This window comes from Streptomyces sp. NPDC090445 (assembly GCF_044769385.1).
In the GTDB taxonomy this organism is placed as follows: domain Bacteria; phylum Actinomycetota; class Actinomycetes; order Streptomycetales; family Streptomycetaceae; genus Streptomyces.
This window is the reverse complement of the sequence record NZ_JBIVXV010000046.1, coordinates 17,419-38,463: the sequence shown is the minus strand read 5'-3', so window position 1 is coordinate 38,463 and position 21,045 is coordinate 17,419. Positions and strand designations below refer to the sequence as shown.

Genomic DNA, 21,045 nt, shown 5'->3' with positions numbered 1-21,045 from the left:
GCCGGGCTCTGGTCCACTTTCCGTGGAGGCTCACGGATAGTGATGTCAGTAGTGTGTGGTGGGATGGCCGGACTCTGCTGTTGATCTGCTGGGAGACCATCGTGACGTCTTCGTATCCGTCCCTGACTCGTGCCTTGGCCGAGGCTTTGGTCGATGTTCTGTGGTTCATCGACGGCAGCGAAGACGAGCAGATGGATCAGGACGACGCGGTCAAGGTGATGGAGGGCGTCGCCCACGTGGTCAGTACGCTGCCGAATGATCAGCGGCAGGCGCTGGTTGAGCTGGTGGGGGAGATGGCAGCCGCCGAGAGCGACCCGGCTCGTCGTGAGTTCCTGGAAGAGTTCCCGGAAGGGTTCGGGCTGGTCGACGATGAGTCCTGAGCAGCCTTTTCAGGAGTAGAGAAGGACGCGCTTGCGTAGGAGTTCGAAGCCGGCCCGGCCGAACGTCTGGCGCTTCAGCATCTTGATCCGGTTGACATGGCCTTCGACGACTCCGGAGTTCCACGGCTGCGAGAGTCCAGCAGTGACAGCGTCGAGGTCACGCTCCAGATGACGGGCGAATCACTGGAGGCTGGGCAAGTCGGCGGCGGTTGCCGCTTCGATCCATGCCGGCAGTCGGTGGCCTTGCAGCTGGGTGAGCATGTGGGCGAAGGAGCGCACGTGCCCGGCGAGTTCGTCCAGTTCGGGACAGGTGGCCGGCACGGCCTTGAGCTGGATCCGGTCGCTCTCGAACAGAGCGCCGGGGCGCGTGAGGATCCAGCGGGTGACGGCGCGGGCGGAAGGCTGCCGGGGACCGACCCGCCGGGGCTTGCCGCGTAGGGCCCGGCTGACGTAGGCGCGAACGTTGCCGTAGGCGTCCGGGTAGCCCTGTGCCTTGCTTCAAGGGTGGCGGCTGGAAAGGGACACCCCGGAGCAAGCGATGGGAACGGGACTTCGCGGGCGCCGGCGTCGACGTCGTCCGCCTCCCCTCCACGGCACACGTTTCTAGCACCAGACTGCGGTGCATCGCCGATGTACTCGCCGGCTCCCGGCGATGACCGTTCTCACACACACGTCAGCCCCCGTTCGGCCCTTCCGGGTCCGTACGGGGGCTGTCAGTCTGCCGCTACTTCAGCAGGGTGCGGAACTCTTCGAAGTCGAGGACCCCGTCGTGGTTCACGTCGGCCGCCATGGCCTTCTTGACCTCTTCAGCGAGGTGCCCCTGGGCGCCCTCGGCCTTGAACCCCTCCGCCAGTTCGACGATGTTGATCCGCCCGTCGCCGTCCGTGTCGATCTCGTCGAACAGCGCCCTGAGCTCGGCCTCGTTCATGACATACCCTTCTCGCGTTCACAGGACCCCGAAGGCCCACATGCCCCACCACCCTGCCACACCATCAACACCACGCTAACGGCCGAGCCTTCGGACGGGACCGCCTCGCCAACCAGCGCCCCCGGGCCACCACACTGGCGCCGGAGCGGATCGAGCTGCGCCAGCCTTGCGCTGCTGGGCCAGCTCCGCCTTCCTCGCCTTGATGGGCTTCGGCTTCCGGGGCCGCTTCCAGATCGGCTGCCACACCGGCGGCGGGCCGAGCGCCTCGGCGCGCTCCTGGACGGCCTCCCTCAGCCGGGCGGCGACGGCTTCGATCCTCGGGTCCGGCGACGGCGTGGTGGTCATGCGATTCCTCCGGCGGTGGTGTCCGGCCCGGCACGGGCTGGACAGGCTGCTGGGCGTGCGGTGGTGGGGACGTCGCCGGGGCGGGCTGCATTTGGGGACCGTGGGCGGCGGCTCGTTCCCGAATGCCGGCCTGGAGCCTGGCGGCCATCTCGGCGGCGGCCTCCAGCGTCCGGCGGGTCTGCTCCACCGCGGGGACGTCCGTCGTCGGCTCAAGGTCCCGGCCGGCCCTCCGCCCCGGGCGCAGGTTCGGTCTCGGGGTGGGCGGCACGGCGACGGTGCGCGGCCGGGCCTGGGAGTTCAGGCGGTCTGCGCGGCATACCGCGTGGACCCGGGCGGTCAGGGCGTCGGCGGCGAGGCGGGCCCGCTCGTACGGGGTGGCGGACCGGTTGTTGCGGGTCAGGGGCGCAGCACGGCCTGGTCCTCGGTGTCCTGCGGGTACAGGGCGTGGAGGTCGGCGGTTATCGTCTGGTTTTGGTCGATGGTGCGGGTGTAGTGGTCGAGGACGTGCTGCACGATCTGCTCGTCCAGGCCGGGCCGGGCCGGTGAGAACGGCCTGGACGAGCAGGATGTAGGAGAGGTGGCGGGCTTCGGAGCGGAGGTGGTGGTGCTTGAACGCGCCGCGCATCACGTACACCACGGCGGCGACGTCGATGACCGGCCGCACCTATGCCCATACTGCCGTGGCCGCCGCCCGGGCCCGCTCGGCGAGCCGGTGAACGGTGCAGGCGCCGAACGCGGCGATTGCTGAGGCCTGCCACCGCTCGCGCAGCTCGGTCAGCGGCGGCAGCACCGTGCGCTTCGGCGAGCGCGTCTGGTCGGCGGCCTGGCAGGCCAGCGCGTAGGCGGCCCGCTCCCCCGGCGGGTGCACCTGCCGTTCCTCGTGGCCGGCCGTGAGGACGGACAGCGCGTCGGTGACGGCGTCCTGGATGTCGGTCTGAAGCTGTGCTGCAGGGACCTTGAGGGTCTGCCGGAGGTGAGCGGGCAACTTGGAGAGGAGCTTCTCCCGTTCCGCTCCCGGGTTCGGAGATGACAGGGACAAAGCTGTAGCGGCACACAGGGTCGTGGGGAAGTCGGACGGTGTCGGTGGGGTCGGCCCAGCCGAGGGGAACCGCGACCCCATTGCCGGTGATCCGCCAGCGCAGGTCCTCCGGCACCAAGTGTGGAGGCGCTTCACGCACGTCCAGCGCGATCGGCCGGCCGCCGGGTCGGGGTGGTTCTGGACGGTCCCCGGCTGAAAGTCCGCCCACATCGAATCCGCCCGCCCGGACGTCTCGTAGAGCGTTCGCCACAGCGTCTTCTCCCGCAGGCGGACCCCGCGCCGGGCGATCAGCCGGTCAATGGCCATCTTCGAGCGGGCCGGGGTGGCGGCACCAGCCGAGCAGCCAGGACAGCGCCGCGGCCCGGCGTGAGTTCCAGGTGCTGGCCGCCGCAGTGCCCCCAGAGCAGTTCGGGGGCCTCGCCGATCTCGTCGTCCGCGACCGACGACAGCGGCTGCCGGCCCTCGCCGATCCGCTCGGCGGTCTTGCCAACCCCGATCCCGTGGTTCCGCACCGTGTTCGGGTTGCCGAGCGAGTCAAGGGATACACCGGCCGCCGCCCGGACAGTCAACGCCTTCCCGGTCGGCAGCTGCATCGTGAAGCACGTCTATTCGGCGCTGCGGTCGGTACCGTCCCCGTCCGGACCGGGGGTGTCCTGTCCCAGGCCCCGGCGGATCGCAATCTCCACGGGTGAGTACGCGCTGTCGGCCCGCTCCAGTTCGTACGGCGCGGCCGGCATCAGCGGAGGCTGGGCCATGAAGCGCGGCCGCACCCCATGGTGCGGTTGCGCCGCATGCACCAGGAACGGATGGCACAGGAAGACGTCACCCGGGGACCCGGTGGCGAGGGCGAGTGGCCGGTGGTCGGACGCCGCCACCAGATCGGGGGCGAGGGTCAGCCCGCTCGCCCCGTCCTCCCCGTACTGCTCCAGCACCTTCGGCGCGTCGAGGTGTGAGCCGACCCGGATCCGGGTCGGGGCGTCCTCCTCACCGACCTCGCTGAACAGGAACAGCATCAGCAGCGCCCGGCCCTGGGAGCGCAGATTGGTGAAGTACCAGCTCTCGCCCTCCGGCAGATAGCTCCCCTCGATGTGCCAGCCCGCGTCGTCCGGCTCCTCCTTGTGCGGGAAGCGCAGCGGGAACGTGCCCAGCGAATAGCGCGGCTCCCAGCGTCCTGGGCCGACGAGCAGGTCGTACGCGTGATGCAGGGATGGGGAGTTGGGCGCGGCGGCGAATGGCCCTTGCGCCATGCCAGCCACCCAGTGCACGGGCTGCGTCCACGTCGAAGGGTCGTCCGGGGCACAGCCCGTCTCTCGCCACAGCAGCCGCGCGCAGTCCGCGGCTACGCGCGGCGCGACGGCGCCCTCCAACTTCACGAAGCCGTCGCGGAGGAAACGGGATACCAAGATCGTGTCATCCATGCCCCCATCGTGCGACGACACCGGCCCCGATCACCCGACATTCTCCGCACCGCCTTTGTCGGGTATTCACCGGGCCCCCTTCCCGCCCCGTGCCGGTCCATCTCCACCGGTAGCGAGGTGATGGGCGCGTTCGGCAGCATCTGCTCCAGCTCCGTGTGCAGCTCCTCGGCCTCGCCTGGGATGTCCTTCGCTGTGAGCGGCGAGATGACCAACTCGCCGTCGTCGTTGAGCCGCAGCGGCCCGTCGCCGCGGTTGAGGGTGTCCTCCAGGTCAGGCCGGCCGATCAGCGCACTCGGCTGTTCTGCCGACGAATCGCGGTACCGTTCCGGGCGTCGCGAGCATCACGGACGACAGGGGAGTGTCAGTGGCCAGCGACACGGGGGTTGGCAGTGGGCCTGCGGGCACGAGGTGGCGATGACCCTGACGGCAGCGGCCACCTCCTGGGTGCGCGAAGCCAGGGGCCCGGGCGGGGGCCGTCACCTCGACCTCGCCGCCGCAGCGACCGGGGTGGCCCGGCCCTCGGAGGGTGCCCGATCCTGTTCGTGCCTCGGCTGCGTTCCGTGGTTGAGAGGGCTGGAACGGGTCGGCAGGTGCGGCGCATCCCCCGTGAGAGCTACCAGGGCTGTCCATCGGCGGGTGATTCGCGGGACGCCTCCGGATTCCTAGCGTGGTCGTCAGGTCGCCGCCGGTGCGACCACCGCCACAGGAGAGGCCATCATGAGTACGACATCCACTGCGAAGCACGAAGCGGACCCCGGTCCGGACACCGAGCCGGTTGGCCGGGGCGGCCGTTTCGGCAGGATCCTGCGCTCCCCGCTCGGCTGGACGGTGACCGGGCTGGTCGGGGTCGGGCTGGTCGCGAGTGTGACCGCGACGGGGCCCGGTCCGGTGCCGGTGCTGGGTGCGGCCGCCGCGGTGGCCGTGTACGTGCTGGTGATGCGCCGGCTCGCGGGGCGTGCCACGCCGGAGATCGCCCGGCCCGGCGCGCTGCGCGAGGCGCTGCTCGGCGGTGGGATCGGCCTGGGCTTCATCCTCGCGTCCCTGCTGCTGGTCTCGTTGTTCGGGGGATATTCCTTCTCCTGGGCCGGAAAGAGCCTGCTTCCGGTCGTCGGGTCCGCGGTCATGGTGCAGATCGGTACCGCGGTCACCGAGGAGCTGATGTTCCGCGGTCTGTTCCTGCAGGGCCTGGAGCAGCGGTGGGGCAGCCGGATTGCCATCGTGGTGACCGCGGTGTTGTTCGGTGCCGCCCATCTGGGCGGGGCGGGGGCCGGCCCGTGGAGCGCGCTGGCGATCGCTCTGCAGGCGGGTGTGATGCTCGGCGCCGCGTACATGTGGCGGCGCAGCATCTGGTTCGTCTCGGGCCTGCACTTCGCCTGGAACACCGTTCAACAGCTGGCCGGTGTTCCGCTCTCCGGGCACACCCCCGACGGCCTGTTCACGGTGGAGGCCCACGGCTCGTCGCTGTTGACCGGCGGTATCTTCGGTCTGGAGGCATCGGTCGTGCCCATCCTCCTCAGCGTGCTGATCACCGTCCCGATGTTCGTCCTAGCCCGCCGGGGCGGGAACCTGCTGCCCCGGCGGCGGGCCCGGCACTGACACAGACCGACCGGAGGATACGGAAGTGACGTCCCGTCAGACACCTTGGGGCCTCTCACGGCTCCGGGCGCCGCTCAACCGGTGGAGGGAAGAGGGCGCCTCCTTCCAGGACGGCGTCCTGGCCCTGGTGCTCGCGCTGCTCGCCTTCGCGCCGACCCTGTCGAACATCGGCGCGCAGATCGGTGATCTGCCCGAGCGGCCGGCGAGCGTGCTGAGCATCGCACTGACCCTGGCCCAGACCCTGCCGGTGGCGGCCCGGCGCCGGTGGCCCGCCGCCTGTCTGGCCGTCGTCGCCGCTGCGTTCGCCGCGCACCAGGCGCTGGGCTTCGCGACGACGTTCGGCAGCGTGGGCCTGTACGTCGCGCTGTACTCGGCCGGGGCCCATCAGGTCCGCTTCCGCCGGAGCACGGCGGCCGCAGCGAGTGCGGGCTACGTCGCCCTGGCCTTCGTCCTGAACCGTCTCGGCTCACCGCTGGGCGTCGCGGACTTTTCCGCGTTCTATCTGACTCTGGCTGCGATCTGGCTGGTGGGGAGCAGCGTGCGCGTGCGCAGGGCGCAAGAGGCGGAGCGGCGGCGGCTGGCCGCCGAGGTGGCCACGGCGGCCGAGCGGGCCCGGATCGCCCGCGAGCTGCACGACGTGGTCACCCACCACGTGACGGCCATGGTGGTCCAGGCCGACGCGGCACAGTTCCTGATCACTTCCGCGCCGGAGCGGGCCGGAGAGGGGCTGGTCGCCGTCAGCAACACCGGGCGGCGGGCGCTGAGGGAGCTGCGGTATCTGCTCGGCGTGCTGGAGGCGACCGGCGAGAGCGCGGCCGGAGAGAGCGCGACCGGAGAGGCGGCGCGTGCCGAGCGGGCCCCGACCCTGGGGCGGGTGACGGACCTCGTCGAAGGGACTCGCAGGTCCGGCCAGCCGGTCGAGTTCAGCGAGCAGGGCGAGCAACGGCCGCAGCCGGTGGACGTGGAACTGGCCGCCTACCGTGTGGTGCAGGAGGCGCTCACCAACGCGATGAAGTACGCGGCCGGGCAGCCGACACGGGTCTCGGTCCACCACGGCGGGGACCGCATCGAGATCACGGTGATCACCGACGGATCCGCCGGCTCCCCGCAGGCCGCACCAGTACCACACGGGCCGGGACCGCAGGGCGGGCGAGGTCTTGCCGGGCTGCGCGCCCGGGTGCGGATGCTCGATGGTCAACTGGAGGCCGGACCCCGGCCCGAGGGCGGATTCGAGGTCCGCGCCACGATTCCCACCCAACCCGTGCAGGAGTAGCCCCGTGAGCCAGAGCGACGCGCCGCCGCCGATCCGCGTACTCGTCTGCGACGACCAGGCACTGGTGCGCACAGGCTACGTGACCATCTTCTCCGCGCAGCCCGACATGGAGGTCGTCGGCGAGGCCGAGAACGGGCACGAGGCGGTCCAAGCCTCGCGGCGGCTCCGTCCCGACGTGGTCGTGATGGACATCCGGATGCCCCTGCTCGACGGAATCCAGGCCACCTCGCAACTGGCCGGACCCGATGCCGAGGACCCGCCGAAGGTCCTGGTCGTCACCACCTTCAACGTCGACGCGTACGTGTACGACGCCCTCAGGGCCGGAGCGAGCGGCTTCCTCCTCAAGGACGCACCCCCGGCCGAGCTGGTCAACGGGATCCGAACGGTGGCCCGGGGCGAGGCCCTGCTCGCGCCCGCGGTCACCCGCCACCTCATCGGCCACTTCGCCGAGCACATCCGCCCCACCAACCCCGAACGCGTGAAGGTCGTCAAGGCACTGACACCACGCGAGCAGGAGGTGTTCCGGCAGGTGGCCGAGGGCCTGTCGAACGCGGAGATCGCCGAAGCCCTCTTCATCGCCCCGGAGACCGTCAAGACCTATGTCTCACGGATCCTGGCCAAACTCGGCCTGCGCGACCGGGTCCAGGCGGTCGTCCTGGCCCACCGCGCCGGACTGGTGTCCGGCACCGCCTGACCGACCGGCCCCGACCCGCCTGGAGCCGGCCTCTCCTGGAGCCGGCCTCTCCTGGAGCCGGCCTCTCCTGGAGCCCGACAGCTCCAGGGCCCGGCGGCGAAGCCGGCGTGGAGGCCGTCCGGCCGGCACCTCGAAAAAGCATGCGCGAGCCAGTGGTGCCACGCCACGGACCCGTTCGTCCTCCCGCCGTCCGCCGGGACGCCGTTCCCGCATGCCTGCCTGCCCGTCACGCGGACGAACTGACCCGCGAACTCTCGACCTGGAGGTCTCCATACCCGTCAAACAGCGGACTTCTACCCGCAGGACCGCCGCGGCGCTCACGGTGGCGGCCGTGGTCGGCGCCTTCACGATATCCGGCTGCTTGAGCGAAGGCGGCCAGGCAGCGGACGAGACACCGTCCCCGTCCGCATCCGCGCCCCCAAAGGCCTGTTGACCCCGCCGACGCGAAGGCCTTTCTCTCCCTCCTCGCCGCCCACGCGCACGAGAAGAACCTGGCCGTCGGCCAGAAGAACACCCCGGAACTGGCCCCGGCCCGCAAGGAGGTCGGCGCCGACTTCGCCGTGGTGGAGGAGTGCGGCCAGTACGACGAGTGCGCCGCCTACACCGATGCGTTCGGGAACGACGTGATCGAGTACACCGAGTCCGGCATGAGGAAGGTCTGCCAGGGCTGGGGCGACAAGATCAGCATCGTCCGCCGCGACCTGAACCTCGTACCCGCGGGCAGCACCTGCTACCTCCACAAGACCTGCGGTGCCTCGTGATCCGCCGATGCGGGACCGTGCCGGGAGCCCGGCCTGGCGGGCGGCTCACGGCGGCGGCCGGGCTCGCTCTGCTGCTGGCGCTGACGGGTTGCACCCCGCCCGCGAGCCCGTCCCCGGCACCTCCGCCCTCGTCCTGGCACCTGGTCTGGTCGGACGACTTCGACGGCGCCGCCGGTACCCGGCCGGACCCCCTCAAGTCGGCCCACCATGATGGTCGACCATGTCCGTGTCTACGCGGCTGAAGCCGGATGAAGCGGCCTCGTCTTCGCCTTCGGGCCCGTGCAGCCACCCGACCCCCGCGGACCGGTGTCCGCCGCAGCCGGTGGCGGACATGACCGCCGAGCAGCGGCGCCGTGCCGACCAGCTGGTCAGCGCCTTCGAGGACAGCACCACCGGGATCCAGTACGCCTACGCGAAGAACATCCGTGACAGCAGGGGCGTCACGGCTGGCCGGGCGGGGTTCACCACCAGCGACGGCGACGCGCTCAAGGTGATCGAGGCATACGCCGTCCGACCCCCGGACAACCCGCTGACCCGGTTCATCCCCGAGCTACGGCGCCTGGAGGACCCGATCCTCCTCAGAGGCCTGAATCGTCGGTCAGAGCAGCCGCGGTCAAGGTGAGGTGCCGGACCAGGAGCGCGGCTGCGGTGTCGGCGTCGCGGGCCAGCGCCGCCTCCTCCAGCCTGTGGTGTTCCTCGGCGCCGTCCCGGTCGGGGTTGCGGTGCGCCGACCAACGGCGGGCCAGCTCACTTGCGGTCCACAACCGGTCGAAGGTCGCCAGCAGTGCGCTGTTGCCACACCCCTCCAGCAAGGTGCGGTGGAAGGCCCTGTGGGCCTCGGCCCAAGCGCTTGTGTAGTACTCGCTCTCCTGCGGCACGTACGCCGGAGTGCGCACCAGACGATGGTGGGCGGCCCGCACGCTGGCCTCCCAGTCGACGTCGCCGCGTTCGATGGACATGCGCAGTACGACCGGTTCGACGGTCCGGCGGGCTTCCGCGATCTCCTGCCAGCGGCGGTCGGAGAAGGACGGGACCGCGAAACCGCGGTTGGGCAGCCGGTCGGCGAGCCCCTCGCCGACCACCCGCACGAGCGCCTCGCGCACCACGGCCAAGCTCACGCCCTGCTCCTTGGCAAGATCCTGCGGCTTGAGGGGGGCGCCGGGAGAGTGGTCCCCGCGCATGATCGCGTCTCGCAGGTGTGCGTAGACCTGCTCGGAAAGCATCTGCTTCCCCGGCGGGGTGGAGGAGTGCGCCGTCTGAGTCATGAGCCCATCCTAGACGATCCACTGAATAATCGATTATCCATGCTACCGTCGATTCGGCAGTCGATGAGAACGTCCTCGCCCGGACGCGCGGTGTTGATCGCCACTGCCGAAACACCCGCATGACAGCGCCACCCGACTCCCGGAGACACCACCGCCATGCACCCCGGCTCCCTTCCCGACTCCGCCCGTACCGGCGACAGCCTGATGGACCTCAACGCCGTCCGCGATGTCAGCCGCGTCGTCAGCGCCGCCCACCTGTTCATCTATCTCGCCCCCGAGAGCGCCGAGGAGGCCGCCGGGCTCGGCGTGACCGACCGCGGGCCGGCGTATCTGGCCTTCCGGTCGGCCGCGATGGGCGCGGTTCCGTGGCAGGTCACGCTCGCGGCCTTCTACAACTTCAGCCCGCGGGCAGTGCGGGCCATGGCGGGCGTGTGGGACACCGCGCCGCCCGAGCGGTGGCAGGCCGCCCGTTTCCTGGCCGCCGGTCGGGCGATGCGGCGCGTCAACGTACATCTCACGGACGACCACCTTGCCGAGGCGCGCTCGCTGATCGACCCGGTCGTCGCCGGTGCCGACTACGCCGGAAAGGTGCTGGCCGCCGCGAACGCCTCGGTCGCGCTTCCATCCGATCCTCTTGTCGCCCTGTGGCAGCAGCTCACGGTGGCACGCGAGTGGCGCGGCGACGCCCATCTCGTCGTACTCGCCGACAACGGCCTCGGGCCGTGCGACTGCCTCGTTCTGCACACCGCAACAGGCCGCCTCCCGACAGCTCTCGCGCGAGCGACCCGCCAGTGGGACGACGAGGAGTGGAGCGCAGCGACGGCACGCCTCGTCGCGCGCGGCTGGCTCGACTCCCACGGCGTGGTAACCGACGCCGGCAGTACGGCACGCGAGCGCATCGAAGTGGAAACGGACGAACACTGCGCCGCGCTATGGGCGCCGATCGGCAACGCAGGTGCCCGCCGCTTCGCCTCGCTCATCGCGCCGATCACCAACGCGTTCACCGCGGCGGGAACGTTCCAGGCCGTTCATGGACGGTCTGATCTCGCATAAACGGTGTCCTTTCCCAGAGCAAGGTCAACGGAAGGCCCGGGAAGCCACACGGACGCCGGATCGGGTTCTCACAACCCGTTCTCACTCGAGAACGGACGACACCCCGTTCTGAGAACTGAGTGGTGACAACGTCCGGGGCTATGACGGACCCTCACGACCCCGCCCCGGCCGATGCCGCCGACGTCGAGTGCCACCCCTGCCCGCGGTGCGCGGCCGCACCGGGATAGCCGTGCCGCTCGCGCGGCGGCGCGGTCGCCGGGACGTACCACACCGGCCGGTTCACGAAGGTGCCCCGGCTCGCCAAGCTCCTGCGGGTCCAGACCCCGGCCGACCGCCAGCCGGGGCAGCCGTGGCGCCCCGGCACCCCGCCGCCGGCCCCGGTCGACCCGGACACCCCCGGTGCAGACATCCGGATCGGCTACGCCCGCTGCTCGACCCTCGGGCAAGAACTCGACTCCCGGCTCGACGCCCTCGCCAAGCACGGCGTTCCGCGCGAGAAGGTGTTCAGCGAGAAGATCAGCACCCGCATCCGGGTCCGCCCCCGGTTCGAGGCCGCGCTCGCCACCGCCCGCGACATCAAGGCCCACACCCCGCACTGCCGGGTCATCCCCACCGTGTACCAGATGAAGCGCCTCGGGCGCGACGCCGCCGAACTCACCGCGCTCGCCGACCACCTCGCCGCCCACGGTCCAGGTCGTTTCTGATGGCTCTTGCTGGGGTGGGTGGATCAGTGCCTGGGCCGGGCAGATGCGTTGTGTGGTGCGGCGACATGAGCCGACGGACGCGCAATGGCAGAAGATCGAGTGCTGGCGGCGGCACAGGCGCAGGCCGACGCCGCAGGCGACATCGGCTGGCTGGTGTCGGTCGACTCCACCGCCGGCCGCGCTCACCAGGACGCGGCCGGCGCACGAAAAAAGGGCTCCGCAACCTGGCACTTCACGGCATCGGCGACAAGGGCTACAGCTCGAAGGCGATCCGCACCTGGCTGCGACACCGTGGCATCAGGCGCACCATCCCCGAGCGGGCCGCCCAGGTCCGCAACCGGGCTCGCAAGGGCAGCCGCGGCGGCCGCCCTTCCGCCTTCGACCGCCAGGTCTACACACGCCGGACGTCGTGGAACGCCGCCTCAACCGCCTCAAGCAATGGCGCGGCATCGCCTGGCACGTTCCGGCAGGAGGGGCGGCGGACGGGTGGTGCTCGGGGCGGCGTCACACGTAGCGGTATTCCGGGAGCTCGTCGATGAACGCAGTGCCTGCGGCGAGCAGGCGGGCTCCTGCCGGCACGAGCAGTACGGCTGCGCGCAGTCCAAGCTCGAAGCGTGCCGCTGCGGTTCCGGCGGGGCCGCAGCGGGAGGCGTCGCGGACCCGGTGGGCGAGGCGGTCGAAGAAGGGTGCGCCCAGCAGTTCCTCCTCCCGGGTGAGCCGTTCGTCGGTGGCGGGTTCCCCGGGCAGCAGCCCGCGGTCGTGGAGGTCGCGGCAGAGCGCGGCGGCAGTACGGTCCTTGCGGAGGGCCGACCTCACGGGGGCCCAGGAGGCGTCGTCCGGCGGCCTGGGGGTGAGCGTGCGGCACAGGCCGGCCACCAGCCGTTCGCTCCACCAGTGCTCCGCCGCGCGGCGCTGGTCGTCCGAACCCCACCGGTCGACGCAGCGTCGCAGCCGCTCCCCCAGCTGTTCCGCGTCGGGCACGCGTCCGTCGTCCACGGCGTCCCCGTACAGCGGCCACCACGCGCCGTCCACCGCCGCGAGGTTGCGCACCAGGTCGGCCAGCCGGTCCCCCACCGGGCCGGGCCGCGTGATCCGGCCGAGCAGCCGACGGCGGCTCTCCGTCTGCGTCCCGGGGAGGATCAGCAGCCGCTCGTGCCCGCCCTCCGGCCGTTCGAGGTCGACCTCACGTGAGGCTTCGTACCGCGGGGGTCGGGGCTGGGGATCCGCTGCGCGGCGCTTCTGCGCGGCGGCTCCCGTGCCTTCGGTGCCGTCGGTGCCCGATCCGCCGAGCAGGTCCCGGATCTGGTCGGGGGTCGCGGTGGTCCCCCGGCGCAGCGCCACGTACTCGGGTGCTTCGTCCTCCATCGTCTTCCACAGCGTCTCCAGCCGCCGCCACTCCTGGTGGTACTCGTCACGGGACAGGCCGCCGGCCGACTCGTGCCGGCGGATCCGCCCCACCAGTTCCCGCTCGGATTCCAGCGCGTGCGCCGGGATGCCTGCGGGGGCGGCCAGATTGCCGAGGCCCAGGAGCTCGCCGAGGGTGCGGGACTTGATGCGTTCGACCCAGGTGAGGGCTTCGGCACGGTACGCCGGGTCGCGGAGGGTCTTCGCCAGGATCAGGCAGAGCTGCACCGCCTGCTGGTACAGCGCGGAGCGGTCCTCCACGAAGGCCAGCCGTGCCTGTGCATCGCCCACGGTCATGCGGCTGTCCTCGACGAGGCGCAGTGCGGCGAGGCAGGTGCGGTGTGCCGGCTCGATCGCTCCCTTCAGCATGTAGACACACGAGAGCTGGCCCAACGCCTCGGCCTGCTCCGGGCGGAGCCGGTCTCCCCCGGACAGCTCGACGGCGCGGACGGCGTCCTTCAGCGCGTCGTCCAGGTTGCCCAGGAGCATGCCCACCGCACTGAGCTGGACCAGGTCCCTGACCTGCTCGCCCACGTTGAGCCCGTCGAGCAGGGCGCGCAGTTGCGGAGCCAGCTGCGCGGCCTCTGCCGGTTTCAGGCGCCGCAGCCGCAGGGCGATCCTGCCCGAGAGGGATGCCGCGAGGGCTTGGCGGCGTTCGTCGGCGTAGTCCCGGGGACCGGGGGCCGATGCCAGTTCGGCGAGGCGCAGGTACTCCGCCTCGGCCCTGTCGAGCTCCCCGCTGTTCGCGAACCGGACACCCGAGGTCATCACCAGGTGGAGCACCAGGTCGGGTCGGTTCGCGCGCTCGGCGCTCAACCGGGCGGAGTCGATGATCCCGTCGGCTTCGCGGGGTGCGTTCCGCCAGAACGCCAGCGCCGCGAGCCGGTTGGCGGCCGGGACCAGTCCTTCGATCTCGTCGGCCTCGATCGCCAGCCCCAGGGCCTTGCGGAACCCGGATTCCGCCTCTGCGGCGTTTCCCAGCTCCATCCAGGCCGTTGCGCTGTGGAAGACGGCCCGGCACCGTTCCTCGGGGGTGTCCGCCAGTTCCTGTGCGGCGGCCAGCCTGGGCAGCGAGTCGCCCGGCAGTCCGGCGTGCAGCAGGTACCGGCCGTGCTCCAGTTCTGCCGTGAAGCGTGCGGCGCGGGTCCCGGCCGTGTCGGCGGCGGTGTCCAGCAGTGCGAGCAGCGTGGCCGCGCCGGCCCGGTCGGTGGAGCCGCGGGCGTACCGGGCCTGCTCGGCCAGTTGCCCGGTGAGGGCCTCGGCAGAACCGTCGGGAGCGTCTCGAAGGAGTGCCCGCAGTTCGGCGGCGGCGTCCTGCGCGTCGCAGGTCTCGCCGATGACGTCCGTCAGCCAGTCCTCGTGGAACGGCCGCGGCGTGCGGCCCGGGTCAGCGTTCGACACTCTCGTACAGCCCCTCCCGTCGGCGGCGCAGGCGGGCGGCGCCCTCTTCGTCACCGAGCCGTTCCGCGATGCCCGCAAGGTGTTCCAGGCCGATGCGGGCGTTGTCGTCCGCCCCGGCGCGCAGGTGTACGTCCAGCGCCCACCGCTCGTAGCGGGCAGCCGTGTCGAGGTTCCCCATGCGCGCTTCGGTCATGGCCAGGGTGCTGAGGACGGTGGCCTGCGCCACCTGGTCACCGCGGATACCGGCCAGTGTCAGGGCCCACCGGAACGCGGCCCGGGCGCATTCCGTCAGTTCTCCGGCCTCACCCCCGGTCAGTGCTCCGGCGGCATCGGAGACGGTTCCCATGAGGCTCCAGGCGTCGTCGCCCCGGGCGCCTTTCCTGAACGCATCGCGGATCGCCCGGCCTGCGGTCGCGCCCGCCAGGCTCTCGTAGGCCACGCCCATCCCGGTCAGGCATTTCATCGTCACCTCGGGGTCTTCGCGTTGCAGGCAGACGGCCAGCGCCGGGTAGTAGCAGGCCAGGGCGTCGGCAGGGCGCCCCACCACGCCGCGGAGGTGGTCCGCGTGGGCCAGGAGCGTTTCGAGGTCCCGGCTGCTGCTTCCGACGGCGGCGGACCGGGCGGGCGCGCGGGCGAGCAGGATCCGCCGGGACGCCCGGGCCACGGCGCCCGGGTCATCGTCACTGCAGAGCGCGAGGTCGCGGGCCCTGCGCCGGGCACGGTCCAGCTGTTCGCCGTACGTGCGCGCCTCATCGGCCCGGCCCAGCCGGCCGGCCAGTTCGACGCACCGGCGCAGGGCGTCGATCTCCACCTGCCAGTCTTCGGCCTCACGCGCGGGCGCCAGGACGGACCGGTACCACGCCGCTGCGGTGTGCGGGCGTCCGCCCGCTTGTGCGGTGCGTCCCAGCCGGGTCCTCAGCCGTGCTTCCGCCGTCCGGTCCGCCGCTCGCAGGGCGGCCGTCAGCGCCGCGTGCAGGTCGTCGGTGCGGGACTTCCCGGTGCCGTCCGGGGTGCAGGACGCCCGGCCTTCGAAGCACCGCATGCGGATGTCGTCGGCGGAGCCCTCGGGCAGCAGTGCGAGCGCGGCGGAGTACTGTTCGCGGGCCTTGGCCGGCCGGCCGAGGCCGGCGAGGGCGACCGCATGCTGCTCGTGCAGCCCGGCTTCGAGCCGTGCCGTCGGCGCGGGGCGCAGCGCCATGCGGGCCAGGAGTCCGATCGCATCGTCGTGTCGGCCCCGGGCCGACAGCCGGGTCAGCTGGGCGAGGGTCGACTCGGTGCGTTCGGGGCTCCACGGTTCCAGGTCCACAGGTCGGGGGGCAGCGGGCGGACGGGCCACGGCCCGAAGAAGCTCCGGGAGGTCGGGGCGGCCGGGTCGGCCCGGCGTGCGGCGCCGCCGACGCGTCAGGCCGTCCGCCTCGGCGTCCTGGGCCCGGGCCTCGTCGATGCGCCACAGGGCCCTGAGTGACCGGGCGCGGAGGGTGCAGGCCTCGCCGCGGGGCAGGTTCTTGCCGACCAGTACCGCCAGGGCCTGCTCGTGATCACCGGCCATCTGGTGGGCCTTGGCCAGGTTGAACCTGGCCCGCGAATGCTTCGGATCCCTTGCCAGCGCCGATTCGAAGGCGTGGACCGCCTCGGCGTACCGGCCGAGGCGACCGTTGACGACGCCGTAGTGGTTGTGCTCCGCAGCGCCGGCGGAGGCCGGCGGCTTCGGAGGCGGTGTGATGGCCTCCAGGTCCCACGGAGAGTCGCTGCGGACCTCGTCGAGCAGGTGTCGGGGGCGGTCGTAGGTGCGGAGCAGGCCGACCACGCCGTGCTCGGCAGCCAGCAGGCCGACGGGCAGCGGACTGCCAGCCGCCAGGGAGAGCAGGAGACGCACCAGCCTGTCGGCGAACCGGGCGGGCGGGTAGACGGGGTCGCATCCCAGCGCCTCGGCGGCGTCCGACCGGGCGTCGTCCACCCTGCCGAGTTCCAGTGCGCAGAGCGCCCGGTTGACGCGTGCCGGCACGAAGCCGGGGTCGGCTTGGAGCGCGGCGGAGAAGTGGTCGACGGCCGGCCGGAACTGTTCGTGCTCGGCCAACACGCAACCGCGGTGGTTGAGGGCCTGTGCGGGCGTCTCGCCGCGACCTGCGCCCGCCCGCTCGATCTCCTGCCCGATGACGAGCAGTCCCGTCCGGGTCAACGGGTCACGCGTCTCGGCGAGCGCCATGACGAGCCTGCGCAGCCGTTGGAGCGGCCACGTCGCCTCGACCGACACGTCGTTGATGAGCTGGAGTCCGGTCTCTCTCAGGAACAGCATCTCGGACACGCCGATGGGTGGCGGCCGCCGCAGCCGGCGCCGCAGCGCCCGGTCGTCGGAGCGCGGATCGGCGAGGAGGTCCTTCAGCCATTGTTCGAACGGGCGTGGCTCGGTCACGTTGTTGCGCCCCCGGTGCTCGGTGTGGTGACGGCGCGTCCGGTGAGGGGGAGCGCCCTGGTGGCCACAGGGGTCGTGTGGCGGGTGGCTCTCGTCAGGGCTGCGGCAATGTCGGGTTCGACCGCCACCACGAGGGTGTCCGGGCCCGTGGGCTCCGGCGGGGAGGCGGCGGGTGCGGGTACGTAGCGGAGCACGACGAGACCGGTGAACGCCGCGGCGATGACGTGGTCGGCGGAGAAGAGCGAGAGGTCGACCCGGTCGCCCGGCTGCAAGGCGCCGCCGAGCGCGTCCGGGCCGGTGATGGCGATTCCCACCTCGGTCAGGGCGCGCGACGCTCCCGGCCCTTCCGGGCCGAGGAGCAGTCGTGCCGGGACCGGGCGGCCGGGCTCCAGGGCCTGCAGCGGAATCCGCCCCACGATGTCCTCGACTGCGGCCGCGCACCTCTCGTCCGGCAGGTTCCACCAGACCCACCGCGGTTCGACGTCGGCGGACCCGACCGGGTGGAAGGCGGGCAGCGGCCGGACGGGCACCGGAAACAGGCGGGGCTGCGGGTGACCGGCTGCGGACGCCTGCTCGGTTCCCCCGTAGCCGACCAGAGCCGCGTCCGGCGGATAGCCGCGGTGCAGGACACCGGTCACCTCGCCCCAGATGAGGCGTTCCTGCTCGGGGCCGGTCGGGCGGCGGACGCTCAGCTCGTCCAGCAGCCTCCACCGGTAGAGGTCCACCGCCGACTTCAGCTGCTCGCCCCAGGCGACGGCGCTTTCCACCGCCGCGCGATAGGCGGCCGTGGAAAGCAGTGCCACCGCCGCGAGGCACGTCAGCGCCAACTGGAGCCCGGCGTCGGCCCGGCCGTCGGACCAGCCCTCCGGCGCTCCCGGGACCCGTGCCGCGAACGCTGCGACGGAGAGCAGGGCGGCCGGGGCCGACCGCACGGCCGCCGCGGCGAGCAGCAGCAGGAGCGGCACCCACCACAGCAAGGGGCGGACGCCGCTGCCGAACGCGGCGACCACCGAGAGCGGCAGCCCGAACAGCCACGCGGACAGGCACACGTTCAGCAGCAGGTCCAAGGCGGTGCGCGCGTCCGTCTCCGCCTTCACGGCGGCCTCCGGCAGGAGCGGGTACAGCCTGGGCCACACCAGCACGGTGTCCATGCCGTACCGTTCGGCCCCGTACCCCTCGGCGGCGCGTACGGCGTTGCCGAGACGGGTGGGCATGATCAGCGACCGGTCGGCCGGGTAGACTGCGAGCAGGGCCAGAAGTTCGGCGCGCTCGGCTTCGACCGACCGCTCTGCCCTGGCCACGCGCTCGGCGAAGACCCGGATGACGGAGTCCAGGCGACGCCGGCGTTCCGAGTGTGCTCCGCCTGCGCCCGGGGCGGCCGGCTGGGCGGCCGACCAGCACCACCATGCACGCAGCCGGGCGGGGAGGTCCCGGACGTCTTCGTCCCGGAGGTTTTCGGCCCGGAGGTCTTCGTCCCGGAGGCCGGTCACGGCCCGCTCCGCCCGGTCCAGCAGCCGGTCCAGCTCCTCGGGGGCTCCCGGCGGGCCGCCGCCGGCTTCAGCAGGGCTCGGCAGCACCAGCAGGCGACCGGCTTCGAGCAGGGCGACATGCCGCATCTCCAGGCGGGCGTCAGCGGTTTCCAGCGCTTCCACTTCGTCCGCATGCCGCTTCCGGAGCCTGTCGCGCACCGCCGCCGTCACGGGCCGCCGCGGGCCGTAGCCTTCGAGGAAGCGGATGGTCCTGGTACTCATCGCGGCGGTCAGGAAGGCCCACAGGCCGGACCAGACGAGGAACGCCGCAAGAGCGAGCCCTTGGGCGAAGCCGCCGACCGCCTGCCAGCCGTGGAGCGCAGCCCGCCGTCCCACCGCGGCATTGAGCACCACGACCGCGGTCAGGCCCCAGAAGACGACCGCCGGCAGGAAGGCGGAGAGGAGGGTCCTGCGGTCGAACACCGTGGTTCCCCGGGCCAGTACCGTCGTCAGCATCGTGGGGCCTCACGCTCCATGGGGCCGTGCCTGAGGTCCACCGGGCACACCGGGAGGTCGCGTCCCGACCGGGGCAGCCGGCGTACCGGTGGATCGCAGTGCCGGCACACATAGCAGCGGGCCGGTGACATCGGGGTCCCGCCGAGGCCGCCACCGGACCGTTCCGGCTCATCGGTCGGCAGCGGGAGCACGTCCGCGAGGTCGTCCCACGGAACGAAGCCCACTGGACGGCCGTCCTGGAAGAGCACCAGGCCCTCCGTGCCGACGGCCGCCAGCAGGGCCAGGGCTTCCGCTTCGGGGACGGTGAGGCCGTCGAGTTCCGACAGCCCGTCGATGTGGAGGCGGGGCGACGCACGCGCGTGGTCCGCGAGGAGGCCGACGGGGGCCGCAGGCGGCAGGTCGGCCAGGCGGGTCCGGTCGAGCGGGCCGGAGTAGCGCCTGCCGGGGCATCCGCCAGGGCGCCCGCCGTGGTCGAGGACGGCGTGGTGCGCTGCGGCCGCGTCCAGTACGGCCAGGGCCGTGTCACGGTCGCTGGCCGGGTCGAGCACGGCCAGCGAACGGATTCTGTCTGCCAGTCGGATCATCGGGAACCTCGAACGGGAGCAGGATTCAGGACCAGTCGCCGTGCAGCACGAACGGCGCCCAGTGATAGGGGTCGGCGAAGGGGCGCCGGCCGTAGTCCGGTGCGGCAGGAACACGGGCCTTGAAGCGCAGCAGGGCGGCCCGCTCGGAGAGCCGGGCGGCCATCGAGGGATCCGCCGGGCGGGGCAGGGCCGGGAGGAGGTCGAGGGCCGCCTGGTAGCCGGTGGCGGCTTCCGCCGGATCCCTCGCGGCGACCTGCATCCGGGCCCGTGCGATCAGAGCGGTCAGCTGCCGCTCCGGATCGTCGCAGCCGGTCCGTGCCAGCTCCTCGTCGATCCCGTCGATGGCCGCCTGCACGGTCAGTGACTTGGTGTACAGCTGGGCCCCGCGGAGCGCTTCGGCCGGGGACCGCGGCGGACCGGCAGGGTCCTCCGGAGCGTCGGCGGCCGCTCGCAGAGCGGCGTAGAACTGCCCCATGAGCAGCCTGGTGGAGAGGTCGGCGACGTTCCACAGGGTCAGTACGGCGGCACGGGCCCCCGCGTAGAGCAGTGCCCGGGACAGTCCGAGCAGTTCGTCACCCGGGGCGAGCCGGTGCAGTCCGGTGCGGCAGGCGCTGAGCGTGACGAGATCCGGGTGCAGCCGCACGGTCAGCAGGTCCCTGACCGTCAGCCGGGCACTGCCGTCTCCGGCGGTGAGTTCGATCCCCGAGGACATCGGATCGGCCGCGTCGAAGTAGCCGTGGCAGGCGAAGTGCAGGAATGCGGGATCCTCCTGCTGCAGGCGGGCGAGCACGTTCTCCCGGCCTGCCTCGGCGCCGACCAGCGGGATGGCGCCCAGGACTCCGCCGACGGTCCTGGCCTCTTCCCTGGCGTCGCCCAGGTCCCCTCCGGGATCTCCTACGACGAGGGCCCCGCGGCCGCGGCCGCGAACCTTGTTGCGGCAGTGCCGCATCACCGTGGCACTGGGGGCGTAGCACACCGGATTGCGGTCCAGCAGCCATTCGCCGCCGGGCAGGGGGGCTGCATGGAGCGGCAGCAGGTGAAGGACGTCGTGGCCGACGAACCAGAGCGTCTCCCCCGGTTGGCTGAGGCGCAGGGCGGGCTCGATGAGAGCGCCGGCGGTCCTCGCCCATTCCTCGGCTGAGCCGAGGGGTCTGCCGTCGGGCCCGGCTGCGACGACCGAGTCGCGCAAGAGCGACGCCACCTGCGGGACGCCGAGCGGTAGCTCGGCGACTTCCGGAACGTCGGACTCCGGCCGCATGACGAACGCCACCAGGCGGTCGCCGATGGCGAAGTACTCGGTGAGCACTGCCTGCCCGGTGGGACCGTGCCCGTGGAGCGACGGCCCTCTCCGACTCGCGGCCCACGCCGCCGCAGCCTTCGTCATGTCCCCCGCCCGGGTCCGTCGCGACGCGCGCGCGGACTGAGCCCATCACGCGATTACGCAGCGCACTGATTTTATGTCAGAAGCATCCCGTTGAGAGGGCGTTCCGCATGAATGAGCGGCCGTACAGGCGAGCTCCTGGCCGCGGACCCGCGGCCGGCGCCAGGATCGGCGGGGACACCAATGCCTGCATCCAGTTCGCCGCGGTGATGGAGGCGATTGAGGCGATGCGGGTGCCCAGGGTCGGGCCGGGGGGTGGCCGTGCACGTGCCGTGGCCTTGGGAGCCGCCCGGCTGGCCGCCGACGGTGCGGCGGCGGCCGGTGAGGCGCCCGGAGCGAGGAGGGCTGCGGTCAGGGCGAGTGCGGCTACTGCCGCGAGCAGGTGCCTGGCGCGTTTCGCAGGGTGGTCTCCCGTGTTCGG

Annotated in this window: 17 protein-coding genes and 5 pseudogenes; 10 read left to right on the top strand and 12 right to left on the bottom strand. The window is 72.2% G+C overall.

The annotated features are described in order from the left end of the window. Positions 1–101: 101 nt before the first annotated feature. Positions 102–380: a hypothetical protein gene (locus ACIQUT_RS38610; RefSeq protein WP_403570205.1), complete on the top strand. Its 279-nt coding sequence runs from the start codon at positions 102–104 to the stop codon at positions 378–380. 9 nt (positions 381–389) lie between these two features. On the opposite strand, the pseudogene ACIQUT_RS38605 reads toward ACIQUT_RS38610, so the two are convergent. Continuing rightward, positions 390–503 (bottom strand): annotated as a pseudogene (locus tag ACIQUT_RS38605) (hypothetical protein); the annotation flags it as partial. Here ACIQUT_RS38605 and ACIQUT_RS38600 point away from each other — a divergent pair. Then, positions 477–818, top strand: coding sequence for a hypothetical protein (locus ACIQUT_RS38600; protein WP_403570204.1), 342 nt, complete (start codon positions 477–479; stop codon positions 816–818). The pseudogene ACIQUT_RS38605 and the gene ACIQUT_RS38600 sit on opposite strands and share 27 nt — an antisense overlap. Before the next feature lie 286 nt (positions 819–1,104). Here the strand turns inward: ACIQUT_RS38600 and ACIQUT_RS38595 are convergent, their stop codons facing one another. The 5 genes and pseudogenes from ACIQUT_RS38595 to ACIQUT_RS38575 form a co-directional block, all read right to left on the bottom strand. Then, a complete protein-coding gene (locus tag ACIQUT_RS38595) occupies positions 1,105–1,308 on the bottom strand; it encodes an EF-hand domain-containing protein (protein ID WP_385433038.1) in 204 nt (67 codons plus the stop codon). Between the two features lie 1,009 nt (positions 1,309–2,317). Beyond that, a complete protein-coding gene (locus ACIQUT_RS38590) occupies positions 2,318–2,638 on the bottom strand; it encodes a hypothetical protein (protein ID WP_403570217.1) in 321 nt (106 codons plus the stop codon). Positions 2,639–2,711: 73 nt separating this feature from the next. Then, positions 2,712–2,900: pseudogene (locus ACIQUT_RS38585) on the bottom strand (DUF6083 domain-containing protein); the annotation flags it as partial. Beyond that, a pseudogene (locus tag ACIQUT_RS38580) lies at positions 2,900–3,285 on the bottom strand (site-specific integrase); the annotation flags it as partial. The pseudogenes ACIQUT_RS38585 and ACIQUT_RS38580, both read right to left, overlap by 1 nt. Positions 3,286–3,297: 12 nt before the next feature. Beyond that, the gene (locus ACIQUT_RS38575) at positions 3,298–4,110 is read right to left on the bottom strand and encodes a phytanoyl-CoA dioxygenase family protein (protein WP_403570202.1); all 813 of its coding nucleotides are present in this window, start codon (positions 4,108–4,110) and stop codon (positions 3,298–3,300) included. A gap of 717 nt (positions 4,111–4,827) precedes the next feature. On the opposite strand from ACIQUT_RS38575, the gene ACIQUT_RS38570 reads away from it, so the two are divergent. The 5 genes and pseudogenes from ACIQUT_RS38570 to ACIQUT_RS38550 all read left to right on the top strand — a co-directional run bounded on the left by ACIQUT_RS38570 (position 4,828) and on the right by ACIQUT_RS38550 (position 9,056). After that, the gene (locus ACIQUT_RS38570; protein ID WP_403570200.1) at positions 4,828–5,706 is read left to right on the top strand and encodes a lysostaphin resistance A-like protein; all 879 of its coding nucleotides are present in this window, start codon (positions 4,828–4,830) and stop codon (positions 5,704–5,706) included. A 25-nt stretch (positions 5,707–5,731) separates the two neighbouring features. Beyond that, positions 5,732–6,979 (top strand): sensor histidine kinase, encoded by a 1,248-nt coding sequence (locus tag ACIQUT_RS38565; RefSeq protein ID WP_403570198.1) that lies wholly within the window; start codon positions 5,732–5,734, stop codon positions 6,977–6,979. 4 nt (positions 6,980–6,983) lie between these two features. Next, positions 6,984–7,673 (top strand): response regulator, encoded by a 690-nt coding sequence (locus ACIQUT_RS38560; RefSeq protein ID WP_403570196.1) that lies wholly within the window; start codon positions 6,984–6,986, stop codon positions 7,671–7,673. A 488-nt stretch (positions 7,674–8,161) separates the two neighbouring features. Next, a pseudogene (locus ACIQUT_RS38555) lies at positions 8,162–8,434 on the top strand (endo alpha-1,4 polygalactosaminidase); the annotation flags it as partial. A 331-nt stretch (positions 8,435–8,765) separates the two neighbouring features. Next, a complete protein-coding gene (locus ACIQUT_RS38550; RefSeq protein ID WP_403570194.1) occupies positions 8,766–9,056 on the top strand; it encodes a chitosanase in 291 nt (96 codons plus the stop codon). On the opposite strand, the gene ACIQUT_RS38545 is transcribed toward ACIQUT_RS38550, so the two are convergent. Beyond that, entirely contained in the window at positions 9,013–9,699 is a 687-nt protein-coding gene (locus ACIQUT_RS38545; RefSeq protein WP_403570192.1) for a GntR family transcriptional regulator, read from the bottom strand. The two genes, ACIQUT_RS38550 and ACIQUT_RS38545, sit on opposite strands and share 44 nt — an antisense overlap. A 156-nt stretch (positions 9,700–9,855) precedes the next feature. Here ACIQUT_RS38545 and ACIQUT_RS38540 point away from each other — a divergent pair, with 156 nt between their 5' ends. The 3 genes and pseudogenes from ACIQUT_RS38540 to ACIQUT_RS38530 form a co-directional block, all read left to right on the top strand. Next, positions 9,856–10,752, top strand: a complete 897-nt coding sequence (locus ACIQUT_RS38540) for a hypothetical protein (protein WP_403570190.1) — start codon at positions 9,856–9,858, stop codon at positions 10,750–10,752. Between the two features lie 287 nt (positions 10,753–11,039). Continuing rightward, a complete protein-coding gene (locus ACIQUT_RS38535; RefSeq protein WP_403570188.1) occupies positions 11,040–11,456 on the top strand; it encodes a recombinase family protein in 417 nt (138 codons plus the stop codon). Positions 11,457–11,552: 96 nt separating this feature from the next. Further along, positions 11,553–11,910, top strand: a pseudogene (locus tag ACIQUT_RS38530) (transposase); the annotation flags it as partial. A 50-nt stretch (positions 11,911–11,960) separates the two neighbouring features. Here ACIQUT_RS38530 and ACIQUT_RS38525 read toward each other — a convergent pair. From ACIQUT_RS38525 to ACIQUT_RS38505, 5 genes are read right to left on the bottom strand one after another with little or no spacing between them, the layout of a single operon-like run. Further along, positions 11,961–14,261 (bottom strand): hypothetical protein, encoded by a 2,301-nt coding sequence (locus ACIQUT_RS38525; RefSeq protein ID WP_403570187.1) that lies wholly within the window; start codon positions 14,259–14,261, stop codon positions 11,961–11,963. Beyond that, the gene (locus ACIQUT_RS38520) at positions 14,248–16,674 is read right to left on the bottom strand and encodes a tetratricopeptide repeat protein (protein WP_403570185.1); all 2,427 of its coding nucleotides are present in this window, start codon (positions 16,672–16,674) and stop codon (positions 14,248–14,250) included. Before ACIQUT_RS38520 ends, ACIQUT_RS38525 begins: the two co-directional genes overlap by 14 nt. Continuing rightward, the gene (locus ACIQUT_RS38515) at positions 16,671–18,659 is read right to left on the bottom strand and encodes a hypothetical protein (RefSeq protein WP_403570184.1); all 1,989 of its coding nucleotides are present in this window, start codon (positions 18,657–18,659) and stop codon (positions 16,671–16,673) included. Before ACIQUT_RS38515 ends, ACIQUT_RS38520 begins: the two co-directional genes overlap by 4 nt. Then, positions 18,653–19,243, bottom strand: a complete 591-nt coding sequence (locus tag ACIQUT_RS38510; RefSeq protein ID WP_403570182.1) for a hypothetical protein — start codon at positions 19,241–19,243, stop codon at positions 18,653–18,655. The genes ACIQUT_RS38515 and ACIQUT_RS38510 overlap by 7 nt, the downstream gene beginning before the upstream one ends. A 25-nt stretch (positions 19,244–19,268) precedes the next feature. Continuing rightward, on the bottom strand, positions 19,269–20,549 hold the full coding sequence (locus ACIQUT_RS38505; protein WP_403570181.1) for a CHAT domain-containing protein: 1,281 nt from the start codon (positions 20,547–20,549) through the stop codon (positions 19,269–19,271). Positions 20,550–21,045 lie beyond the last annotated feature (496 nt).

Excerpts from the sequence above, each read along its gene's own strand:
- ACIQUT_RS38600 (WP_403570204.1), top strand. The coding sequence starts at position 477 with ATGGCCTTCGACGACTCCGGAGTTCCACGGCTGCGAGAGTCCAGCAGT.
- ACIQUT_RS38595 (WP_385433038.1), bottom strand. The coding sequence starts at position 1,308 with ATGAACGAGGCCGAGCTCAGGGCGCTGTTCGACGAGATCGACACGGAC.
- ACIQUT_RS38575 (WP_403570202.1), bottom strand. The coding sequence starts at position 4,110 with ATGGATGACACGATCTTGGTATCCCGTTTCCTCCGCGACGGCTTCGTG.
- ACIQUT_RS38570 (WP_403570200.1), top strand. The coding sequence starts at position 4,828 with ATGAGTACGACATCCACTGCGAAGCACGAAGCGGACCCCGGTCCGGAC.
- ACIQUT_RS38550 (WP_403570194.1), top strand. The coding sequence starts at position 8,766 with ATGACCGCCGAGCAGCGGCGCCGTGCCGACCAGCTGGTCAGCGCCTTC.
- ACIQUT_RS38545 (WP_403570192.1), bottom strand. The coding sequence starts at position 9,699 with ATGACTCAGACGGCGCACTCCTCCACCCCGCCGGGGAAGCAGATGCTT.
- ACIQUT_RS38540 (WP_403570190.1), top strand. The coding sequence starts at position 9,856 with ATGCACCCCGGCTCCCTTCCCGACTCCGCCCGTACCGGCGACAGCCTG.
- ACIQUT_RS38515 (WP_403570184.1), bottom strand. The coding sequence starts at position 18,659 with ATGCTGACGACGGTACTGGCCCGGGGAACCACGGTGTTCGACCGCAGG.
- ACIQUT_RS38510 (WP_403570182.1), bottom strand. The coding sequence starts at position 19,243 with ATGATCCGACTGGCAGACAGAATCCGTTCGCTGGCCGTGCTCGACCCG.